Annotated in this window: 17 protein-coding genes; 4 read left to right on the top strand and 13 right to left on the bottom strand. The window is 53.7% G+C overall.

The genetic code is table 11. The features are described 5' to 3' along the window. Positions 1–2: 2 nt before the first annotated feature. The 8 genes from BUB27_RS10805 to BUB27_RS10770 form a co-directional block, all read right to left on the bottom strand. Positions 3–659 carry a potassium channel family protein gene (locus tag BUB27_RS10805; protein WP_143183863.1) on the bottom strand — a complete coding sequence of 219 codons (657 nt, stop codon included), beginning with the start codon at positions 657–659 and terminating at the stop codon, positions 3–5. Next, positions 656–3,793, bottom strand: a complete 3,138-nt coding sequence (locus BUB27_RS10800) for an efflux RND transporter permease subunit (RefSeq protein WP_143183862.1) — start codon at positions 3,791–3,793, stop codon at positions 656–658. The genes BUB27_RS10805 and BUB27_RS10800 overlap by 4 nt, the downstream gene beginning before the upstream one ends. Then, complete coding sequence (locus tag BUB27_RS10795) at positions 3,793–4,989, bottom strand: efflux RND transporter periplasmic adaptor subunit (protein ID WP_143183861.1); 1,197 nt, start codon at positions 4,987–4,989, stop codon at positions 3,793–3,795. The genes BUB27_RS10800 and BUB27_RS10795 overlap by 1 nt, the downstream gene beginning before the upstream one ends. A 15-nt stretch (positions 4,990–5,004) precedes the next feature. Beyond that, a complete protein-coding gene (locus tag BUB27_RS10790) occupies positions 5,005–6,375 on the bottom strand; it encodes an efflux transporter outer membrane subunit (RefSeq protein ID WP_159434916.1) in 1,371 nt (456 codons plus the stop codon). A gap of 170 nt (positions 6,376–6,545) precedes the next feature. Next, positions 6,546–7,463 carry a cation diffusion facilitator family transporter gene (locus BUB27_RS10785; protein WP_143183859.1) on the bottom strand — a complete coding sequence of 306 codons (918 nt, stop codon included), beginning with the start codon at positions 7,461–7,463 and terminating at the stop codon, positions 6,546–6,548. A gap of 61 nt (positions 7,464–7,524) precedes the next feature. After that, entirely contained in the window at positions 7,525–9,438 is a 1,914-nt protein-coding gene (locus tag BUB27_RS10780) for a M48 family metallopeptidase (protein ID WP_143183858.1), read from the bottom strand. 66 nt (positions 9,439–9,504) lie between these two features. Further along, positions 9,505–10,101 (bottom strand): LemA family protein, encoded by a 597-nt coding sequence (locus BUB27_RS10775; protein WP_143183857.1) that lies wholly within the window; start codon positions 10,099–10,101, stop codon positions 9,505–9,507. 89 nt (positions 10,102–10,190) lie between these two features. Continuing rightward, entirely contained in the window at positions 10,191–10,748 is a 558-nt protein-coding gene (locus BUB27_RS10770) for a hypothetical protein (RefSeq protein WP_143183856.1), read from the bottom strand. Between the two features lie 111 nt (positions 10,749–10,859). Here BUB27_RS10770 and BUB27_RS10765 point away from each other — a divergent pair, with 111 nt between their 5' ends. Next, the gene (locus BUB27_RS10765; protein ID WP_143183855.1) at positions 10,860–11,300 is read left to right on the top strand and encodes a 23S rRNA (pseudouridine(1915)-N(3))-methyltransferase RlmH; all 441 of its coding nucleotides are present in this window, start codon (positions 10,860–10,862) and stop codon (positions 11,298–11,300) included. Between the two features lie 13 nt (positions 11,301–11,313). Here BUB27_RS10765 and BUB27_RS10760 read toward each other — a convergent pair whose 3' ends face one another. The 4 genes from BUB27_RS10760 to tsaA form a co-directional block, all read right to left on the bottom strand. Next, a complete protein-coding gene (locus BUB27_RS10760) occupies positions 11,314–13,923 on the bottom strand; it encodes a DUF4132 domain-containing protein (protein ID WP_143183854.1) in 2,610 nt (869 codons plus the stop codon). A gap of 3 nt (positions 13,924–13,926) precedes the next feature. Then, on the bottom strand, positions 13,927–14,316 hold the full coding sequence (locus BUB27_RS10755; RefSeq protein ID WP_143183853.1) for a hypothetical protein: 390 nt from the start codon (positions 14,314–14,316) through the stop codon (positions 13,927–13,929). Between the two features lie 125 nt (positions 14,317–14,441). Continuing rightward, positions 14,442–14,630, bottom strand: a complete 189-nt coding sequence (locus tag BUB27_RS10750; RefSeq protein WP_159434915.1) for a hypothetical protein — start codon at positions 14,628–14,630, stop codon at positions 14,442–14,444. 38 nt (positions 14,631–14,668) lie between these two features. Further along, positions 14,669–15,328 carry a tRNA (N6-threonylcarbamoyladenosine(37)-N6)-methyltransferase TrmO gene (gene tsaA, locus BUB27_RS10745; protein WP_143183851.1) on the bottom strand — a complete coding sequence of 220 codons (660 nt, stop codon included), beginning with the start codon at positions 15,326–15,328 and terminating at the stop codon, positions 14,669–14,671. Positions 15,329–15,480: 152 nt separating this feature from the next. Between tsaA and BUB27_RS10740 the strand changes: the two genes are divergently transcribed. The 3 genes from BUB27_RS10740 (at position 15,481) to BUB27_RS10730 (ending at position 21,780) form a co-directional block, all read left to right on the top strand. After that, positions 15,481–18,090, top strand: coding sequence for a tetratricopeptide repeat protein (locus BUB27_RS10740; RefSeq protein ID WP_143183850.1), 2,610 nt, complete (start codon positions 15,481–15,483; stop codon positions 18,088–18,090). 37 nt (positions 18,091–18,127) lie between these two features. Beyond that, complete coding sequence (gene hemE, locus BUB27_RS10735) at positions 18,128–19,153, top strand: uroporphyrinogen decarboxylase (protein WP_143183849.1); 1,026 nt, start codon at positions 18,128–18,130, stop codon at positions 19,151–19,153. Positions 19,154–19,359: 206 nt separating this feature from the next. After that, positions 19,360–21,780: an arylsulfatase gene (locus BUB27_RS10730; protein ID WP_143183848.1), complete on the top strand. Its 2,421-nt coding sequence runs from the start codon at positions 19,360–19,362 to the stop codon at positions 21,778–21,780. Between the two features lie 99 nt (positions 21,781–21,879). Here the strand turns inward: BUB27_RS10730 and BUB27_RS10725 are convergent, their stop codons facing one another. Next, entirely contained in the window at positions 21,880–22,746 is an 867-nt protein-coding gene (locus BUB27_RS10725) for a hypothetical protein (RefSeq protein WP_143183847.1), read from the bottom strand. Positions 22,747–22,798 lie beyond the last annotated feature (52 nt).

Genomic DNA, 22,798 nt, shown 5'->3' with positions numbered 1-22,798 from the left:
CTCTACTTTCCTCCTTTGCGTGGAATGAGTGACGCAATGAAGATCACCAGATAGAGTGATCCTAATACCGCTTCCAGCGCCGATAGCGTTCGAGTCAAATTGGTGGCCGGAGAGATATCTCCGTATCCCAGAGTCGTCAGGGTAACCAAGCTGAAATAGAGCAGCGTTCCACTTTCCTCGGTTACCGGCCTACCGTCATTGCTATGGAAACCTCCAGGCAAGACCGTCTCACAGATCCCATATAAGTTAGCACAGAGCAGGGCAAAGATCAGATAGCCGCAGACGCCTGCCACCAGCCGACCTATTTCACCAGAAGTCTCATCGAAGAGAGAAAACTTGATGACCACGAGAATCATCAAAGCCTGCAAGAGCAGTGCCCCAGAGTGCGCCACAAGCCGCAGTGTCATACTAGGCTCCACCACTGAACTAAGAACACCTATCAAGAAAGTAGGAATCGCCAGACACAGGGATACTTTCAGCCAATGTTTGCTCGCTGACAGCAGATAGCCGCCAATACAGAATACCAGCAGGTAATAAACCCAGATCAGTAGATCCAGCAGATAGCCATTCCCTCCGGGAGAAACCCCAGAAATCAGAATAAGAAGCAACAGCCCGACTAACAGCCCACCAGATTTCCCAAGCCGTTTCCTGTCCATCATGACTCGTCAGTTGGAATTTCCTTCTCAGCCTTGCCCGTCACTTTCTCGACCATTCCCTGAATCACGTAGTAGAGGAGTGGCACAGCAATCATACTGAGCAAGGTGGCCGCCAGCATGCCACCAAAGACCGCCGTACCAAGCACCTTGCGGGATTCCGCTCCAGCCCCAGACGCGATCAGTAGGGGCAGAACACCTAGGATGAACGAGAGCGCAGTCATCATTACCGCACGGAAACGGAGCTTCACCGCCTCGGTCGCCGAATCTTTAAGACTCATACCTTCATCCCGCTTCACCTTGGCAAATTCGGTGATCAAGATGGCCGTCTTGGTCGATAAGGCGATCAGGAGAATGATACCGATCTGGGTATACACGTTGTTCTCCATATCTCGTATCATCACAGCAGCCACCGCACCCAAGAGAGCAAGCGGCACCGAGAGACAAACAGATACAGGCAAGGTCCAGCTTTCATACTGAGCAGCCAAAACCAGATAGGCCATTAGGATCGCAAAGCCAAAGACCATCCCCAGTCCACTCCCCGCTGCCAGCTTCTCCTGGAAGGAAAGCTCGGACCATGAATAGCCCATGCTCTGGGGAAGAACCTGCTCAGACAGCTGCTCCATCGTATTCATAGCTGCACCTGAGCTCACTCCCGGGGCGGGGTTCCCCATGATTTTGACCGAAGGCATCATGTTAAAGCGCACCACCGTCTGAGGCCCCAGAATTTCCTCCAGCTCGGCCACGGCCCCCAGAGGAATCATCTTCCCGTCCGCTCCTCGCACCTGCAGAGAATTGATATCCGATGGCTCTGCCCGGAATGGTGCATCCGCCTGAGCCGTCACCTTGAAGACACGCCCAAATAAGGAAAAGTCATTCACATACGTGGACCCTAAATAGGTCTGCATGGTCTCATTCACTGCAGTCATGGAGGTTCCCGTCCTTTTAACCTGCTCGCGGTCAATATTCACAAAGATCTGTGGCACACTGGCCCGGTAAGTCGTACGCACCGAGTTCAGGCGGGCATCTTGATTGGCGCCAGCGATCATCTCAGTCGCCACGGCTTGGAGCTGCTCCGCCCCAGCACCCTGCTTATCTTGCAGCATGTAGGTAAAGCCGCCGGACACCCCAACTCCGGGGAGTGAGGGCATCGGGAAGGCATAAGCTCCCCCCTCTTGAATCCCCATGAGTCCTTTCTGCAGCTTTGCTAACAGCGCGGTCTGGTGCTGCTCCGGAGCCCCCCTTTCATCCCATGATTTAAAGGTAATCACGGCAAAGCCTGTATTCGCGGAGGCTGCACCATCCACCACAGAATAACCTGTGATCGTGAGACAATCCACAATCTCGGGAATGCTTTTGGCCACTTGGTCCACCTGCTTCATCACATCAGAGGTCCGCTCCAGTGTGGCACCATCCGGAAGCTGTACCCCGACCATGCAATACCCTTCATCCTCCTGCGGCACGAATCCTGTGGGCAATCCCCCCAAACCTTTCACCGCAAGATAAGTCACCCCCACATAAGCAATCACGCCCAACAAAGCCACTTTGATCACACCTCTCACGAGTACTCGATAGAAGCTGTTACAGCTCTCCACCGTCTTGTTGAACCACTTGAAAATACCCCGAGGCTCACCCTCGCTTTTCTTGAGCAAGATACCACAGAGTGCAGGACTCAGTGTAAGCGCATTGATAGAGCTGAATACAGTCGCCACCGAAATCGTGATAGCGAACTGCTTAAACATGGTTCCCGTAATCCCAGAAAGAATCACCGTAGGCACGAAGACCGACAACAGCACCAAAGTCGTCGCCACCACGGGGCCGGAGACCTCCTTCATGGCCTCGATCGCCGCCTCTTTGGCTGGCAGACCTTTCTCCAGGTGAACCGTCGCGTTCTCTACCACAATGATCGCGTCATCCACCACAATACCAATCACGAGAACTAAACCAAACAGGGTGAGAATATTTAAGGAGAAGCCCAGTGCCAGCAACACGGTGAAAGAACCAATCAAGGAAACCGGAATCGTCACCAAGGGTACCAGTGTCGCCCTAAGACTCTGCAAGAATATATAGACCGTCAGCACCACCAGCACGAGCGTGGCAAAAAGCGTGATCACCACCTCTTTGATCGAAGCATTGATCACGGCAGTGGAATCGTACACGACCTTGTTCGCCACATCCTCGGGGAAGGCTTTCTCCAGCTCAGCCAGTTTCTCACGTACCCCTGCGGCCACATCGATCAGATTGGACCCCGGGATCTGATAAATCGCCATAGTACATGACTCCTCACCATTCAGGCGTGATTTAAAATTATAAGTATCTGAACCCAGCTCCACTCTCGCCACATCACGAAGGCGGATTGAGCCACCATCGCCCTCCGTGCGGACGACAATATTTTCAAACTCTTCCACTGTCGCCAGCCACCCCTGAGTACTCAGCACGTACTCGTAGGCTGTCCCCGCCGGACTGGGAGCCGCCCCCACTCTACCAGCAGCCACCTGGATATTTTGCTCACGCACGGCATCCACCACTTCATTCGCTGAGAGATTTCTCGCCCTTAGCAGATCAGGGTCTAACCAAAGGCGCATGGCAAACTCGCCAGCACCAAAGACCATCACATCCCCCACACCCTCCACCCGGAGCAATTCATCACGTACGTTCAGGTTGGCATAGTTTGAAAGGAAAGCCGCATCATATGTCCCATTTGGCGAAGTCAAACCAATGAACATCACCGTATCGGTGGAGCGTTTTCTCACGGTCACCCCAGTACGCTGCACCTCGTTAGGCAAACGTGGCTCGGCCTTGGTCACCCGGTTTTGCACCAAGACGTTGGCAATATCCAGATCCGTGCCCGGTTCAAAGGTTACCGTCAGGTTCATCGAACCATCATTCGCACTCACGGAGCTCATATAGAGCATCCCCTCCACCCCGTTGACTTCCTTCTCAATCGTCGCAGCCACGGCGTCCGCCACGGTCTGGGCATCAGCTCCGGGATACACCGCAGAGATCTGGATCGTGGGGGGAGCCAGCTCTGGATAACGCGAGACCGGCATGCTCACCAAGGAAATGGCACCAAGCACGACGATGACGATTGAAATCACTGCCGCAAAAACCGGACGTCGGATAAAAAATGCGCTGAACATCACTCACCCTCCTTAGATTCTTCCATAGCAGGCTTGGGCGCCTCTTGCGGCGCGACTACCGCCCCCTCTCTGGCTCGCTGCAGACCGGCAACAATCACCTTATCCGATGCATCGAGCCCTTTGAGGATGACACTCATCTTTTTCCCTTCGGTTTGATCCAGTGGTAAGATCTTCCCTGGCTCCACCCCTCGTCGTTCCACCTTATTTCCTTCACCGACTACCCAGACAAAAGAACCAGCAATATCTCTCAGGATTGATTCCGTCGGAACCACCAGAGCCTTGGGTTCCTTGGGCTTATCCGGATCAGGAGAAATCGGCACCCCCACCAGACCGTACAAGCCTGAAGCTAACAAGCCTTTGGGATTGGGAAATATTGCCCGCACCTTGTTCGTCCTCGTGGAAGGATCAATCTGGTTATCCACAAAGTCGATCGATCCCGTCTTCTCGTAGATCGATCCATCAGCCAGCTTCAATCTGATCTTCAGCTCTTTCAATCGCTTGGCAGCATCTTCATCAGAACGCGCATGGAAATAGCGAATCATCTGGCGCTCCGGTACTTCAAAGTACACATAGACCCTCGTATCATCCACCACCGTGGTCAATAGTGTGGGTTCAGCAAAACCAACTAAGTTCCCCTCACTCACAGACGCTCTGGAAGTACGCCCAGATATCGGGGAAATCACTTTGGTGTAGCTGAGGTCCAGCTTGGCATTCTCCAGCTTGGCCTCGGCTTGCTTCACTCCAGCTGCTGCTTGGGACAACTCGGCAGCAGCGATCTCCGTCTCAATTTGAGAGACCGCATTTTGCTTCAGGGCTTGAGCCAGTCGATCATAGCGTTTCTGGGCAAGCTCCTGAGCGGCTTTCGCCCTGCTCAGGTCAGCCTCAGCGGCATCTACCGCCTGCTGATAGGGCTCCGGCTCTATCAGGAACAACTGTTCATCTTTTTTCACCAATTGACCATCGGTAAAGTACTGCTTCTCCATGACTCCACGAACGCGAGCGCGGATCTCGATGGTCTTGTCTGCATCGATGGTCGCCGGGAACTCTGCATAGACGATCGCCTCCCGCAAATCAGGATTAGCCACGGTCACTGGAGAAGGTGGTGGAGCTTGTGGTGGAGCTTCCTTTTTACAGGAATTTAGACAGCTAACAGCTAACAGCAGACTGAGGGGGAGAGTTTTGCTGAAGTGACTCATGGTATGGTGGGTAGGTTATTTGGATTGGACACGAGCGCCTCCACCTAGGGCTTTGTATAGCCGGGCGTAGGCCGCTGCGATTTTTCCTCGGCTGAATGCTCGGTTATCCTCTGTCTGGAGAACCACGCGTTCAGCATCGAGAACATTCTGGAAAGGTACCAAGCCGTTCTTGTAGTTGCGCTTGATCAAATCATTACTCTTCTTTGCAGCCTCCAGGGCGCGGTCGAGAGCAGCCAGACGATTGCGCTCTTCCGATAGTTCAGCCATCGAACTCTCCACTTCGGAAACCGCGGTTAGCACCGCATTCTCATAAGCGTGATAGGCTTCCCGGGTTCGCGATTCTTCAATCTTTACCAAGCTCTTCACCCGACCAGCGGAGAACAGCTGCCAGCGGAAGCCTGGACCAAAGCCATAGTTGCGAGACCCTGATTCCAGCACGTCTCTGGAGCTCGCCGCCTGCAAGGCAAAGGTGCCCCCCAAGGTGAATTGAGGATAAAGCTCAGCCTTCTGCACCCCGATGTTAGCTGTCGCGGCAGCCAGGCTTCGCTCGGCAGCACGCAGGTCGGGCCTGGCTCTCAAGAGATCCGCTGGCAAACCTCTCGTCACGGATTTGGCGGGCATCGGGATCTTGGCACTGGTGCCTATCAAGCGGTCTACCTCACCCGGGTACATTCCCAGCAAGACCGCCAAGCGACTGAGTGCTGCCGCTCTTTGCTGCCTGAGCTGAGGTATGGTCGCCTCTGTATTGGCCTGATTCGCCTGCGCCTGAGTAACATCCTGCTCCGGCACCAAACCGGCATCCAGTCTCTCCTGGGCCAGCTTCACGGAATCTTTCTGAGTTCCTAAATTCCTCCGCGTGATCTGGATACGTTCCTCCACCGTACGAATCTCGAGGTAAGTCACCGCGACTTCTGCGTAGAGCGAAACCAAAGCATCTCTCATGAATTCCACTGAAGCCGCCTCATTCGCAGCAGCCGCTTCCACCAATCGTCTGTTTCTCCCCCAGAAATCAATCTCCCACCCCGTATCAAAGCCCAGCGAGTAGGTATCCGAACTTACGCCTCCAAAGGATGAGCTTCCATTCTCAGTCGTTCGGCTGCGGGTGTAGCCACCTGTACCATCAACGAAGGGAAATAGTCCGCTGCGTGCCACTGTGCGCGCCGCTCTAGCCTGCTCTATCCTTTCCTTAGCCTGTGCCAGAGTCAGGTTCTTCCCTTCTGCTAAGCCTATCAAGCGGTTCAGTTTGGAATCGTTGTAATTGCGCCACCAAGCCTGAATCTCAGCCCGGTTAGAACTCGTCGCTCCCGGCAAACTCTGGTGCCACTTGTCCGGTGTCACCGTGTTAGGCGAGTGATAATCCGGTCCTACCATCGTGCAGCTACTCACGCTTATCAGCACCAGGACAGATCCGAGGACATTTTGAAAACTAACTCTACAGCAATGGTTCATACACATGGGAAGATATTACAGTAAACCATACTTCGCCCAAATGAGGGAAGAACTATGTTCTAAAATATTCGTTAGAACAAACCGATGACTCGTCAGTCATCAGAGGATCACCGCTCCCAGGACCGCTCTCTATCCTCCTCGGAAAACGGCTCAATATGGGAAATCACCCTGCCATCAGGCTCCAAAATCTTGGCCACTGCAGCTTCCACCTCACTAGCGATCTCATGGGCAATCTTCACACTGAGCCCATCATCCACCACCAAGTGAAACTCTACCCAGTAGATCCTGCCGGAATGTCTCAACCGTAAATTGTGATAGGTGAGTCCCCGTTTCTGGCATTCTCTCTCTAGCTCCTCCCTCACCCGCTTATCCATTTCCGGATCCACAGTATCCATCAAACCTCCCAGGCTTTCCTTCACGAGGACAATCCCTGACTTGAAGACCAATCCCCCCACGACCAAAGCCGCCAGCGAGTCCCACATCCGGTCTCCCGTAGCCTGCACGAGCAAAAGCCCTACAACCGCTCCAGCACTAGTCCAGACATCTGCTAAAACATGCAAACCATTGGCACGTAGAATCTGGGACTTCATTTTCTTTCCCTTCCTTATCAGCCACAGACCTAACACCAGATTCACGAGTGCCGCAAAGCCGGTCAACATTAGGCCCTCGCTCACCCGGTGAACGGGTACGCCTTCTATCCATCTTCTCACCGCTTCAAAGACAACAAACATGGAAGCTACAGAAATCATGCCGCCCTCAAAGCCACTGGAGAGAAAGCTCACCTTGTCGTGACCATAGTGATGCGTGTCATCAGCAGGCTTCCAGGCCAGACGCACACTGTAGGCTGCAAAGGCCACTGCCACCACATGCACGACACTCTCGGCGGCATCTCCATAGATCGCTGCTGAGCCCGTCAAATAGGCCGCTACCAGCTTCACCAGCATCAGGAAAACCCCCACCCAGAGGGACCAGGCCATGACATAGCTCTGGTCAGCCTTTTGCGTTTTTTCGTGCAGCTCGGACATCTGGTGGGAGAGTAAACCAACAAGCCCGCACTTGCCACCCCTATGACCCTTCTTATGAAACTTAAGCTTTCACAAAAGGAGGAATACTGCAGCCGATTGCATCGGCCGCCGCACGTAGTAGCTCAGCCTCACGACTGCCCAAAACCCCATCGTGCATCACGGCTACCCCACTGGCGTGTAGCACATCACGTTTGATTGTGGGTGTCGCTTGTTCCAATTTCTCCAACGCGGTATCCACTAGACGTAGACCACATTGATCAGGCGGCAAAAGCTGCAGCGCCACTCCGCCATGTTCTTGCAAGGCCTGGCTTGCTGACTCGTGAGCCAGCTGGACATCGCCACTGCCACGGGCACCGATGCCTGCCATCGTAGAAATCAGCACATTGATTTCGTTCGATAACTGGGCATGCTTTGTGTAGCGAATTTTAGGAGTACCCTTTGGGGCGTAGTGGGCATCCAGATGGCGCTCTAACACCTTCTGCAGCATAAACTCAAAGATATCCACCTGCCCATCGCTCGCGATCATCCACTTGGTGATTCCTATGAATCTCTCGTACTCGGGCTTGGTTAGTCTGCGCAGGGTAGGAATAGACAGATCTACCAAGGCAATCTTCTGGGAGGAATGTTCATCGCCCAGCTCCACTTGCCATTGCTGTGCCAGCTCGCAGGCAGTTCTTCCTGCCGACTTGTTCAGATACTCCAGCTCGCCCAGCTTGAGTTTCTCATCAACGGCCAAGAGCAAACCAAACACCAATGCCTGGGCTTGCTCACGGTCACGGCACGCCTCCACCCAAGTTGGCTGGAGACTGTTTAATATCATGCTCCCTGTCGCAATGTTCGTCGTGCTCGGATCACCGATCTGATCCCAGTCCTTTCTTTCCACACGCATCTCCGGCGCGGTGACACTGCCAGAGAAGCCGCTGACTCGCTCATCTCTCGAATACTGATGAGACGCTACAGGAGGCAGTTCGGATTGCTCAAACTCACCATTCCAGTGGGCTTCGATCGCCTTAATTCTGACATCCAAGGGTGGATGGGTGGCCATGCCGTAGGAAAACATGCCGCCATCCGCAAAGAACATGTGACTCGCTTCACCAGCTTTGGAAGAATGCAGGCCCGATCCATACTCTTGACCTCCAATCTTCTTCAACGCACCAGCAATCCCCTCTGGTTCTCGAGTGAACTGCACAGCAGAGGCATCCGCCAAAAACTCTCGCTGTCTGGAAATTGCCGCCTGGATCATGCGACCAAAGAACACGCCGATCGAGCCAATGATGATGAGAGCAATCCCCGCCAGCATGATCGCGATAACGACCGCCGCTCCATTGTCTTTGCCATTGCTACTCCTACGAGTCGTTCCAGCAAAGCGCCAGGCCTCAAACATGATCCTACCGATGATAGAGAGCATCATGATCCCGTACAGCCAGCCTATCAGGCGCATATTCAGTTTCATGTCGCCATTCAGGATGTGACTGAATTCATGAGCAATGACCCCCTGAAGCTCGGATCGAGTCAGCCGCTGGATGCAACCTCGCGTCACCCCGATCACAGCATTGCCCGGTTCGGTGCCCGCGGCGAAGGCATTGATCCCAGGCTCATCATCCATCACCCAGACTTGAGGAACGGGTAAACCTGAGGCAATCGCCATTTCCTCCACCACATTCATCAGCTTGCGCTCCTCGACATCCGTCGTATGCGGATCAACAGGACGCCCCCCCATGTCACGAGCCACCACCTCACCACCGGCACTGAGCTGCAGTCCCTTGAAGGTAGAACCCAGTAAAATAACCACCGTCGTTCCCAAAGAGACTTTTAGAAACAGCCCGGCATCCCAGAAGGACTGCCCGTTATAAGCCATCAAGGCCCCAAGCACCGCATAGACAGCAAGCACCACCCCGATGACGGCGAGGATAAAGTAGAAGACCAGCAATTTGGTCCTCCGCAGAGCATCATCCTGAGCTTCGTAGAAATTCATCTATTTCCTAATATAAAAGCGCCCCTGCCTCACAGAAGCAGAGGCGCACACACACCAACAATAAAATTAAAATTCCACTTTGACCGCCTCGCGCTCACCGGGATCGGACACCTCGAAGAGGACCGCCTCGCCAAAGTTGAACATACCAGCAATCATGTTCGTCGGGAAAGTTTCACGCTTCGTATTATAGAGAGTGACGGCATCATTGTAGGCCTGGCGAGAGAAACCCACCTTGTTCTCCGTAGAGGTGAGTTCTTCGCTCAGTTGCATCATATTCTGGTTCGCCTTGAGGTCAGGATATCCCTCGGATACCGCGAACAGTCTTCCCAAGGAAGCACCTAGGCCACCTTCCGCAGCCATCAGGGCCTTCATGCCTCCCTCGTTATCAGGTGAGACACCTTTGCGGGCACCCTCGGCGCTGTTACGGGCGGCGATCACGGCCTCCAGAGTCTCACGCTCATGGGACATGTACTTCTTGGCCACTTCCACCAGATTAGGAATCAGGTCGTGGCGGCGCTTCAGCTGGACATCGATCTGCGCAAACGCGTTCTTGTAGCGGTTACGGTGCTTGACCAGGCCATTGTAGGCCCCCATCACCCAAAAGATGGCTCCAAAAGCGATAACTGCTATGATGATGAGTATGATAGTAACGGCTCCAAACATAATTTTTTAACGGTTCGTTTATTCGTACTAACATAGTGCACCATTCCTCCCGAAACTCCACTACAAAAGGGACGCCTTTGTGTAATCGCTCACCTTCTACCAAGAAAACGGGCTAATACTGCTATGTCAGCTTCAGTCCCCCTAACCGTAAGCACACTTTTGGGTTTACTCACATAGAGACTGGCATGTTGAGAAAGGCTAATACCAGCCTCCGTTAACAGCTTCTCCAGCCCCTCTTGTGGAGTAGTTCCAGCCTTGCTCCACTTGAGTAACTTACTGGGATGCATACTAAATGACCTACCATAGAGATAAGTCACCTCGATACCCTGATCCGTCTCTTTCAGCACCACGGTCTTTCCTGCTTCCTTAAAGACTTTTTTGGCAAACTCACGATAAGTCAGCCCCTCGCCTGCGCCCACCTTCAAGCGGTCGATTTTCACCGCTCTCACCTCCTCTGGCAATCTCTCCTCAAATACAAACTGCCCCTCCAGCTGATCCGCCTCACTCCAGCCCTGCATTCTGGCGAATACTTCCCCCACAGTCACCTTACGCATTGTGCCGCTCCAGGATACCTTCTGCTCCAGCACCCCAGCGGAAACCGGCACAGCTAGCAGCAAGCCCAACAAAACGAAACGCAAATAACTCATACCGACACTATGCCCGTAAGACCACAGCCACGACAATGTTAATCAGCTTAGCCTGTTCAATTCTCCGCGGCTTGCTACACTCCCTCCTTCACCTTACCGAGTACACCACACATGCACCACACCATCATTGCTGCCGGCAAGCCCGCCCTCAAGTACTGCAAGGACGGCACCGCCGAGTACCTCAAGCGCCTCACCCGCTACGGCAAGTACGAGCTGAAGCACATCAAGGACGGCAGCAGTGAAGACGTTTCCAAGCGTCACCTGGAGGCCAGCCAGGGCTCTATCCGCATTGTGCTCGATGAACGCGGCGAGCAACTCACCACCGAGCAACTCGTCAAAAAAATCTCCGACTGGGAAATGCGCGGCGAGAAGCGCGCCACCTACATGATCGGCGCCTCAGATGGGCACACCCCGGAACTCCGTGACTCCGCCGATCTCGTCTGGGCACTCTCCCCACTCACCCTGCAGCACGAGCTCGCCCTCGTCGTCCTGCTAGAACAACTCTACCGGGTCGCCACCATCCAGCGCGGCGAGCCATACCATCGGGTATGACCCACCAGTCGATTCATCTCTTGGTATTAATCTGTGAAAGGATCGTCGGGTCCTTGATCTTCGCATCTTCTGCCAACATGAGAGCTTTACTCAAGATCACACTGAGCTTCGAGTCTCCCTCAAATGGCAAGTATAGCTTGTCCGCCTTTGTGGTTGGAGCCTGCTTTGCCACGATGCAAAGGTACTGATCATTAGGCTCCATCAGTATATTCGCACTTCCCAAATGGATTTTGTAAGTACGAACATCTCCACGGACGATGAGGAACTTCTCCTCAAAACTGCACCGATCAGCAATCTTCATCCGGGGAATCAGGCGCTCCAGAACAGCTTTGCGAGTTTTCGCCGTCTCAGCTAGGTCGCCAAAAGAATAGCCGTACCAATAATCTCGTCTCCCCTCTTCTCCTCCATCTTGCCACTCGGCATTATTACCGACACTCGCCACCCCGACAAAGAGATCCACGTCTCTCATCACCTCAGAAAAAACGAGCTCAGGTATATTTTCCAGAGCAATAGGCTCATCCGATGCCTGATTTCGATTTGCAGAATACCCACCGCCGCAGGCATGAGCTGAACTTTCAATGGCATCAATCTGATAGAAACGCACCTGATCTGTCGCCAAACGCAAGTAGGCCCCCGATTCGGTAGAATCGGTTCCATAATTTTCACCTATTCCTTCAATCCAGAAATCAGCCCTCAAGCCCCATTCATCAAGATATTTCATCGCTGGAGGGTACTCATCATCCACCATCAGTCTGAGTCGATTCTTCCAACCTCTTGCTCCACACAAAGCATTAAACTGGTACTGCTTGATGATATGTGCAGCGTAGCGGTTGGAATAACTCCCGGTAGACCTCTCAGCATCAGTAAGAAGATAAATCTCTCTGAATGCCTGCTTGAACGGTTGGGTTATTTCATGAGCAATCAGATAATCCCTCCAGGCCAAGACTTCATCAGTAGTTCCATCCAAGGGATGCCAGAGAGTGATTTCAGCGTCATTACTGATAGTTATTGAGGCATCAGTATCGTAGCTCAAAAATCCGCTCTCGTTCCATATCACAGACTTAACTTCCCCTTCATCTTTGACACACCAGATAAGCCTGCGCGCCACCCATCCAATAACGGGATGCTCCATGTACCTCTCTCTCCAAACAGCTGGACTCCAGGTACGCTTAAGCAAATACAAATTGTCGATTCTCTCCTGCTGTACAGGTAGCATCTTCTGAATATCTTTCGTCTTGGCTTTCAGCTCTTTGATCTCCTCGGCAAAAGACTCTTTAATCGCGCTCGGTATGGACTTCTGGACTTTCTCGCTTTGCGCATTTCGCCAAACGATAGTTACCTTGTTTCCTTTTTGAATCTCTACTATCGCTTTGAATTCACCAAATGGAAACTCACCATAGCCCACCTCAGACAGCCCGTAGTCTGGAACAGCCATCTCTTCAACCTCGTGGCGAGACACTCCCATTTCCTCGGCTTTCACATCCAAGGCTTTAGAAATCAATTTTTGGGCTGTACCGAACTTCACCTTAATCTTCAGCTTAGCGAGTTCTGCGAGCGCCGCCTCATGCTTCATCATGCCAAGGGCATTAACAGCAGCATTCCCGATTTTAACAGATCTAGCACCGATATAGGGAAGTTTTCTATAAGCTGAAAAAACTACCTGAGATAACTTACGCGCCATCTCCTCACTGGGAAGAAAAGAAGCTACCCAGCATATGCCACGAAGATATTCTGCATCAGATTCATGTAACGTGTGCCGGATCTGGTCCTCCTCATGATACTGCCCTCCATCCGGCATCCTGACTTTTGGCTGATCGACCGCTCCAAGCCACTTCAAGAGTAAAGTCTCCAGCTTTTGTGAATCCTTTTCTTCAATAAACCCCTTACACTGCTTCACCCAGGAAGCACTAGGTCTAGCTTTCCCCATTGCAGTATCTAACAAATCGAACAACTGATTAATAAGCTCGGTACCTCCATTATGCATGTCTTCCACACACATCACTGACCATGCATCTCCCCCAACCAATCTAATTGGGTTGGGGTCAACTACTAGCTTTTGCAGTCGCAAAATACGCTTCCGGGTATCATAACAGAGAGAATGGTCTCTGCTCATATCAACTCTTGGCAGCAAATACTCCCCAAACTCTTCCCGGTTCTTCTCTACTGAATAACCGAGGTTTTCGATCAGAATAACACCTGTCTCATAAGGCACTGCATCACCAAGATAGAACATTCTGTTAGACAACTCGATAATCCTTCTAATATTCTCAGGTTTCAGCAAGAGCCCTTTTCTCCTCAGCAAACAACCCAGCATCGAAAGCGATACCCACTTTACACACCAAGTAGCCCCCTCGGGGGTGTGGATTTCTTCCATGACTGTTCCAGCTCCATTGTGTGATCCGTTAACCACTTCATTAACAAGATCCAATAGACGCGAGCAGAGTTCATCATCGCTCCCATCATAATTCTGAACGATTTTCTTACACTCAGGGAATACCTTCAATACCTCTGAATATCCGGCCGCTCGCCTCAACTTACAGTCAGGACTAGAATTGATGACACCGGATAATAAATCCAAATGCTCAGGAAAGTACTGCTGAAATACTTCTTTTGTCTGCTGCATTATCTAACCTCCTACCAATGTTGTTAACTTGATGAAACTCACTTCCGAATCAACATGGAGCACCACTCGCTGCTCCAAGGATTCAGCCTGTTTATCATCGATCAAAATAAAGAACCCATTGTTCTCAAAGGCATCGCATGCCACTTCGTATTGCTTCTCCCAGTCGATTTCCTTTTTCTGCTTAACTTTCTTGGGGTTTAACTGAGCCTCCACATCGCCAGGTTTAATGAGCCCCTCGAATCCCTCTTCTTCGGAAGCTTGGTTATAATCCTGCACCTCCTGGTAAATGCGGGCTTTGATAATTTCCCGGACACTCACCTCTTCGGACAAATCTCTGATCGTAAAACGCCGAATGACATTACCATTCATCGCTTCATCTTTAATAGTCAACATACTCACAAAGCTCTACTACCCGAGGATTTCGATCTCCACAAGGAAAGTCATCCCATAGCTCCCTCTAAACATAAAAAAGCCGCACTGGAGCAGTGCGGCTTTAGGAAAAGAGTTAGTGGCTTGGCTCAGTACTGGGAACCGAATCCACCGAGGGCGCCTTGTCCCTCACCAGGGAGGCGGCGGTTCCATGGGATGTCGCTGTGCTCGCTCTTTGGACCGAGATCCTTTTGAGGCTCAGGAAGGCTGCCGCAGGAAGCGCTCAGGAGAGTCAGTAGACCTGCAAGACCAAGGCAAATGGATTTGGAAAGTTTCATTGCCAGAATACTAGGCGGCTTCTTGCCTGCCGCAAGTGCTATTTTTGCTGCGGATGACACTTCAATACGGTGGCAATGCCAGCCCGGACTTGCCAGCGCAGCTCGTAGCCCGCGATAGCACATCCGTACTCACGCTCTTCCTCATCCCGCTTGTAGGCGGGACGCGGATCATAGGCGAGAGATTCCTCGATGACTTCCAGCGCCTCGGGATCCTCCGGCTGTTCGCATCCCCAGATCACCTCCATGGTTTCCGGCACGCCGCTGACAAAGCCACCTCGAGCGTCAGGCACCGCGTCACAGAATGGAATGTAGGGCTTCACATCAAGCAGTGGCGTTCCATCCACCAGATCCACTCCCTTGAGATAGAGTGAGCCATCCTCGCCGACCGACTCCAGCTCCACCACGGAGAGCCCGATTGAGTTCGGCCGGTAGGGTGCACGTGTAGCAAAGACCCCACGGCGCTCATTGCCACCCAGTCTCGGTGGTCGCACCATCGCACGTCCCGGCTTTTCCCCTGCTTCATGAAAAACAAAGACCAGCCAGATGTGGCTGAAACCTTCCAGACCGCGGATCATGTCCGGATTTTTAAACGTCTCATCAAACACCACCTTGCCACGGGCGCTCTTCACCAGACCCGGCTGACGGGGAATCCCGAATTTTTCCGGGTAGCAGGTCTCCACCACCCCGATTCTTTTCATGCTAAACTCCGCCTCGGCCATGCCTGATACTCAATTTCTCCCTGCCGCCATGCAACGCCAAAAGAATCCTCATAGAGTAGAACTTAGAATCTTGTTCACTACGCATTGACCATTTACCTCCCAGCCTCTAGCTTTTTCTATCCGAGACCGACATGCGCCGCAGCCTATCCATACTTACCCTCTCCCTGACACTTCCTCTAGCTAGTGCCCAGGATGCTGCACCCACTGTCAACCTAGCGGAAGTCCCTTCCTATCAACGCGGTATCGAGGCTCTGGCAGACTACCTACCCGAGCAGGCCGTCATCCGCTTGCAGGAAGCCTACAAGGTACGCGGACTGACAGACGAGCAGAACCAGACCATCCTGATCAAGCTCGCTGAGGCCCAGGTACGCTCCGGCCTGGCCGAGGAAGCCCTAAAGACCTTGGACATCAAGTATCTCCAGGACTATCCGGGCTCGACTTTCTGGCGCGGTCAAGCATTGGCCGTTGGCGGTCAGTACAACAAGGCCATTGAGCTGCTCTCCACGCTGGAACCCAAAGATCCCTTTTATGGCGAGGCCATGCTCACGGCGGCCAATCTCTCCGAGGCTCTTGGCGACACCAGCTCAGCCATCGAGTATCTGAAAAAATCCTCCAGCCATTCGGACAAGGCTATTCAGCTCAGGTCCTACATCACGCTAGCTGAAATCTACCTTCAGCAGGATAGACTCGAAGACGCACGCCAGGTGCTGGCACGCACACCGGACAACTCCGCACGCGCCACCCGACTGAAAGAGTTCATGCGGGCCCGTATCGCCTTCCGCGAGGAAAAGTATGCGGATGCCATCAGCCTCTACCGCAGCCTGCTGGAATCCTCGGACAATGTGCCCAAGCGCATTTACGACCTCACCTTGCTCGGCATCATCGACTCCCGCTATGCCTCGGGCGACAAAAAAGGAGCCACCTCGGAAGCCCTGGAGTTCATCAAGGCCAATCCCCAGTCCACCACCCTGCAGCCACTGCTAGAGCGTGTCACCCAGTGGATTGATCAGGATATCAGTGAGTCGGATTCAGTCCTGCTCCAGCTCCGTGACTGGGCTGGCCGTACACCAAACCCGAATGCCCCCATCTCACCTTTCCCTGACACTGGCTCTGTGGTTTCCCAGCCGCCTCAGTTTGGCATCACACCAGCCAGCGCACCGGAGGAACTGAGCGCACTCGCCCATTTCTACTACGCCAAACTCATTGCCCACTCCTCGCTGGTCAATGCGAACGAGCGCGCCCTCTTCGAGCTCTCCGCCTTCAGAGCGCTCAACCCGACTCATCCATTGTTTGCAGACTCTTTGTTAGAAACGGCAAAGATCGAACTCAAACGAGGCAACAAAGACGCCGCTCTGGCACACCTGAACTCACTGCAAGATCTGGCAGACGCCCACCAGCTCCCGGTATCCTCAACCACAGAGGCCAAGGCCGCCTACCTCAGAGGTCTGCTCAGCATCAATTTCGGCAATTACAATGCCGCACTCGATGCCTTTGAGATTGCGACCAAATCGACCTCCCCCACCGTGGCCAGCAACGCAGCCATCAATGCCGGCCTTGCCGCCCTGCGTACTGCCGACCTAAAATCATTCGACAAGCAGTTAGAGAAGATCGACGATGAGAAGCTTCGCGTCGAACTCCTCCTCGAGAAAGCCCTCTGGCTGGCTAACCTGAACCACCCGGAAGCCAGACCAACGCTGAACCAATTCACCAGCCGCTACCCGGATCACCCAAGGATCGCCGAAGCCCGCATCGCCCTCGCCTCCCTCTGTATCTCACAGCCGCCGATGGACCCGGTCCTCTGTACAGCCCTGCTGGATACCATCAATCCGGACACGCTGAACGAGGAGCAATTCACCCAGTATGCCCGTGCGAAGTATCAGCTTGCTTCCTTCAAGCACGAATGGAAGGACGCGGCTGACATCGCCAGCAACTGGCTGGAGAAATACCCGGCTAACAAGCAGGCCGCCGAGTTCAGCATGCGCAACGGACTCGCCTTGTACCGCAACGGTGAGCATAACAAAGCCAGACAGGTACTCGGCAAGCTAGCGATGGACTACCCGGAGAGCCCTCTTACCCCCATGGCGCTCTACTACGCCGCCATGGCAGCCAGACAGGAAGGCACCCCGCAGGCCCTGCAGGAGAGTGTGGAGATCTTCGCCAAAGTCATCGACAGCAATTCCCCGGTCTCTCTGGAGGCCCGCATCCAGCAGGCCAGACTCCTGATCGATCTCAACCGCGTGGATGAAGCCGTCAAATCCCTCGAGTCCGTCTACGAGGAAAAGGCCAATGGTGCCCAGCAGCGTGAGATCGGCATCCTCCTGGCAGCCGCCCTACACACCCAGGGCAGTACGGACCCCAGCAAGTACAAGCAAGCCATCCAGATCTACGACACCCTGCTCAAGCAGCGCGACCTCAACCTGGCCTGGAACAACCAGATCCATTTCCTCAAAGGCCAGGCCCTCGAAAGCATGGGTGATCAAAAAGGCGCGCTCGATGCGTACTACTCGGTGATCAACCGCGAGAACGTGCCCAAAGGCACTGCAGAAGATGATCAGGAATGGTACTGGTTCTACCGCTGCGGCCGCAAAGCCCTCCTCATGCTGGAGAATGCTGACCGCCCGCGCGCAGCCATCGCCATCGCCAATAAGATTGCCTCCTACGCCAATGGCCCCCAAGCCCAGGAATTCGCTGAGCGCGCTCGCAACCTGGAGATGGAGCACATGATCTGGGAGGAAAGATAAACCAGAGAATTTTTTACACCCTTTACGATCTAACATTATGACTAGCAGAGAAAGATTTCTTACCGCAGCCAACTGCGGTGCACTGGAAAGACCACCCGTATGGATCATGCGCCAGGCCGGCCGCTACCTGCCTGAATACCGCAAGCTCAAGGAATCCTATTCCTTCACCGAAATGGTGAAGTCCCCGGAGCTCGCGACCGAAGTGACCCTCCAGCCGCTGCGCCGCTACGCGCTTGATGCAGCCATCCTCTTCTCAGACATCCTCGTGATCCCCGAAGCCATGGGCCAGCCCTACCACTTCAGAGACACCGGCGGCATCGGCATGGACTACGTGCTAGAGACCGAGGCCCAGATTGATGCTCTCGATGAGAAGAATACTGGCGAGAAACTCATCTACATGGGTCACGCCCTCCAGTCCATCCGCAAGGAAATGGGCATGGAGAAAGCCCTGCTAGGCTTCGGTGGTTCCCCTTGGACACTTGCCGCCTACATGACCGAAGGCGGCTCCCTTAAGAACTGCTCCAGCCTCAAGCACATGTTCTACGAAAACCGCGCCCTCTTCGAAAAGCTGATGGAGAAAATCTCCACAGCGCTCATCGACCTCTTCCTCATGCAGATCGAGCACGGTGCGGATGCCCTGCAGATGTTCGACTCCGCCGGCGCTTACTGCTCCGCGCGCGACTACGAGGAAATGTCTGTCAAATGGATGCGCCGGGTGATCGCGGCCCTTCCCAAGGACTTCCCGGTGATTATCTACGCCAAAGGCATGGCCCACCACTCCGCCTCCCTCATCGGCGCCGGAGCCAAAGTACTCAGCGTGGACTGGACAGTCGACCTGCCAAATTTCCACAACGCACTGCCTGAAGGCATCGCCGTCCAAGGCAACCTCGACCCGTCCATCCTCGATGGCACGGCCGAGCGCACCATCATCGAGACCACTCGCGTACTTGAGTCCATGCGCGGCCACAAGGGCCACATCTTCAACCTCGGCCACGGCATCCTCCCTACCGCCAAGCCTGAAAACGTCGCCGCACTCGTGGAGACTATCACCAATTTCAGGTAAGCAGCCGCCTATCTATCACTTCCTAAGCCGCAGCCCGCACCGGGTCTGCGGCTTTTTTGTTTGGATCAGGAGACTATCAAGTCACCTCAGCCACTCCACGACCGACCAAAATCAATTTGACCTAACAAACTAATAGAGATAATATTACAACCTTTCTCTTTCACAGTCATCACTGTGTCGTATTGCAATAAAAACCCCACCCTATCATGATCAAGCATCTAATTGCTGGCTGCATCGTCTGCAGCACTGTGGCTGCCACAGCTCAGAAGGAGGCCGCCCAAACCGACCCCTTCGACCGTAAAATCCTGCCTCTGGCAGATACCCCCTTCAAAGGGAAGATAGGCCTCAGGCCATCCGACTCCCAAAAAGACTTCCCCATTGAGCCCTACGCTCCTGAGGGAGCTCCTAACATCTTGATTATCCTGACAGATGATGTGGGCTTTGGAGCTTCGAGCACCTTCGGTGGCCCCATCCCTACCCCCACCTTCGATCGCGTGGCTAACAATGGGATCCGCTTCAACCAGTTTCACACCACCGCTCTCTGCTCGCCGACCAGGGCGGCCCTTCTCACCGGGCGCAACCACCACAGTGTCGCCACGGCCTGTATCATGGAAGCCGGCGTCGGCTACCCCGGTTACAACACCTTAGTACCCCAATCAAAGCGTGGCCTGGGAGACATCCTCAAGCTCAACGGCTACAACACCTCCTGGTACGGCAAGAACCACAACGTCCCCGACTGGCACACCAGCCAGGCTGGCCCCTTCACTCTCTGGCCAGTGGGCCTGGGCTTTGAGTACTTCTACGGCTTCGTCGGCGGTGACACGAGCCAGTGGAACCCCGCCATCGTGGAAAATACCCGCCCTATCGAGCCTCCCCACGATGACCCAGATTACAACTTTGACCGGGACATGGCAGACAAGTGTATCGCCTGGCTGCGCATGCAGCACGCGGTCGCCCCGGACAAACCATTCCTCGCCTACTACGCTCCGGGCACAGCCCACGCCCCTCACCATGCCCCCAAGGAATGGATCGAGAAGTTCAAGGGCAAGTTCGACCACGGCTGGGACAAGCAACGTGAGATCACCTACGCCAAGCAGAAGGAAATGGGAATCATCCCAGAGAACACCAAACTCACCAAGCGCTCTGAAGGCATCCCTGACTGGGACGAGCAGAACGATAAGCAAAAAGAACTCTATGCCAGAATGATGGAGGTCTACGCCGCCGCCCTTTCCCACTGCGACCACCAGACTGGCCGGGTGATTGACGCCATTGAGGAAATGGGGGAACTGGATAACACCCTCATCATTTACATCATGGGAGACAACGGCGCCTCCGCCGAGGGTAGTCCCCAAGGGCTGTTCAATGAGATGACTTTCTTCAATAACATCCCGGAACCATTCGAGCAGCTCTATGCCAAGAAAGACCTGCTCGGTGGACCGATGACCTTCAACCACTACCCGATCGGCTGGGCGCACGCCATGGACACTCCCTTCCAGTGGACCAAGCAGGTCGCCTCTCACTTCGGCGGCACCCGCAATGGCCTAGCCATCTCCTGGCCCGCGAAAATCAAAGCCAAAGGAGAAATCAGATCCCAGTTTCACCATGTCATCGACATCCTCCCCACCATTATGGAAGCCACTGGCCTCCCACACCCTAGCTCGGTCTATGGGGTCGAGCAGGCCCCCATCGAAGGAGTGAGCATGATGTACGCCTTTGACGATGCCAAAGCGCCATCCAAGCGCGAGATCCAGTACTTTGAAATGTTCGCCAACCGGGCACTCTATCACGACGGCTGGGTCGCCACCACCACCCCAACTACCCCGCCTTGGGTGAGTGTGGCTGAAGCTGTCGACCCCATCGAGGGCTACAAGTGGGAACTCTACAACATCGGCGAGGATTTCTCCCAGTCGAACAATCTCGCCTCGGAGAACCCTGAAAAGCTCAAGGACCTGCAACGTCTCTTCTACATAGAAGCAGTCAAGTATGATGTCCTCCCGCTCGATAACTCCAAGGTCGAGCGACTCGACATCTCTAACAGACCAAACCTAACCGAGGGACGCAAGGAATTCACCTACCACGAAGGCATGATCCGGATCCCTGAAGGTTCCGCCCCTGACCTGAAGAACAAGTCCTTCGGCATCAGCGCGGAGCTGGAAATCCCCGAGGGAGAGGCTGAAGGTCTGGTGATGACCCAGGGCGGACGCTTCTCAGGACTTGGCCTCTACCTGCTAGAAGGCAAACCCGTCTTCCACTACAACCTCTGCGGCGTGGAACGCTACTCAGTAGCTGGCCCGGATGCCCTCACTCCTGGCAAGCACGTCGTCACTGTGGACTTCAACTACGATGGCGGCGGAGTCGGCAAAGGCGGAACAGCCACCCTCACGGTGGACGGAAAGCAGGTGGCCCAAGAAAAGCTCCCGCAGACTATCGGTTTCCGCATGTCACTTGATGAAACCCTGGACATCGGCGAGGACACCGGAACCCCCGTCAGTGAGGACTACAAAGTCCCCTTCAAGTTCACGGGAAAAATCCTCAAGGTGATCATCAACATCGCCGATCACAAGCTCACCGAAGAAGAGCTCAAGGAATACCGTGACGGCCGCCTCAAAGGTCTGATGGCCCAGTGAGCTAGTCAGCCATTTCTGGAAAACACAAAGCCGCAGCCCTCACCGGGTCTGCGGCTTTTTTGATCCAGTAAAATAACAGCCACTAAGCCGGCTCTTTCATCACGGAGTTACCGAGTAGCTCGATGTCACCTGATAAAAAGCCTTCTCGATACTTGGCCCCTCAGGAAACTCTGACCCACTTCTTTGGTGAAACCTCAGCTCAACAGGTCCGCCGAAGGCGAACAGTGAGTTAAAACCTGTACGCTCCGTCCAGGAGCTCATATCGAGTGATTGATACCAGCGCAGCTTCGTCCCTGGGATTTGTGGAGTAGCAACGACTGCCGTGTAATGCTCCCAGGTGTTCGAATACAAAAGCCTCTTCCCGAAGTAAGGAGATGCGACATTCACTGTGTTTCCAGTGATCGTCGTGAAAGCGATGGTTTCTATGGTGCAGGTGAGATCCACGCCGCCGACGTCAAAGCTCGCAAACTTCTTCTCGAATTGATTCAAATCGAGAGTGGTTGGTAGACTCTCGCCTGCTGGATAGACTCCATCATTATCATGTAGCACGATCTCTGAGTACACATTCTTCACCTCATCCCCCTGAGCGTACTCGTAGCCCCCCGGATTCTGGATACTCGGCACAACACGTTCAAAGTCGATCAGCTGCTCAAAACGCAGCTCTGGGTAGTAGCGGATTGGAGCATAATAAGTCGATTCATAAAAAGCCTTACAGAATTTCTCCTCACCAATCTCCAGAGAGGCTGAATAAACCGCCCCAAAATAATGATTGGTACTAGTCGCCTCTGCATCAGAGTTGTAGACAATATCGACCTTGTAGCTAGCTCCAACATACTCATTTGGAGATCCCCCTGTAGACGAAGTCACCGAACCGCTTACTTCATAACGAATGATATCCGCAGAGGCAAAGCTTCCAAGTAAGGATACAATCGCCCCAGCAAGAAGAGCACACACTTTGTTTTTCATGAGAAGAATATCAGCACAGAGGTTGATGGCACCTCAATTATAAATCCTAACA

Source organism: Rubritalea squalenifaciens DSM 18772 (assembly GCF_900141815.1).
Taxonomy (GTDB): domain Bacteria; phylum Verrucomicrobiota; class Verrucomicrobiia; order Verrucomicrobiales; family Akkermansiaceae; genus Rubritalea; species Rubritalea squalenifaciens.
The sequence above is the reverse complement of the archived record's forward strand: the minus strand, read 5'-3'. Positions and strand labels throughout refer to the sequence as shown.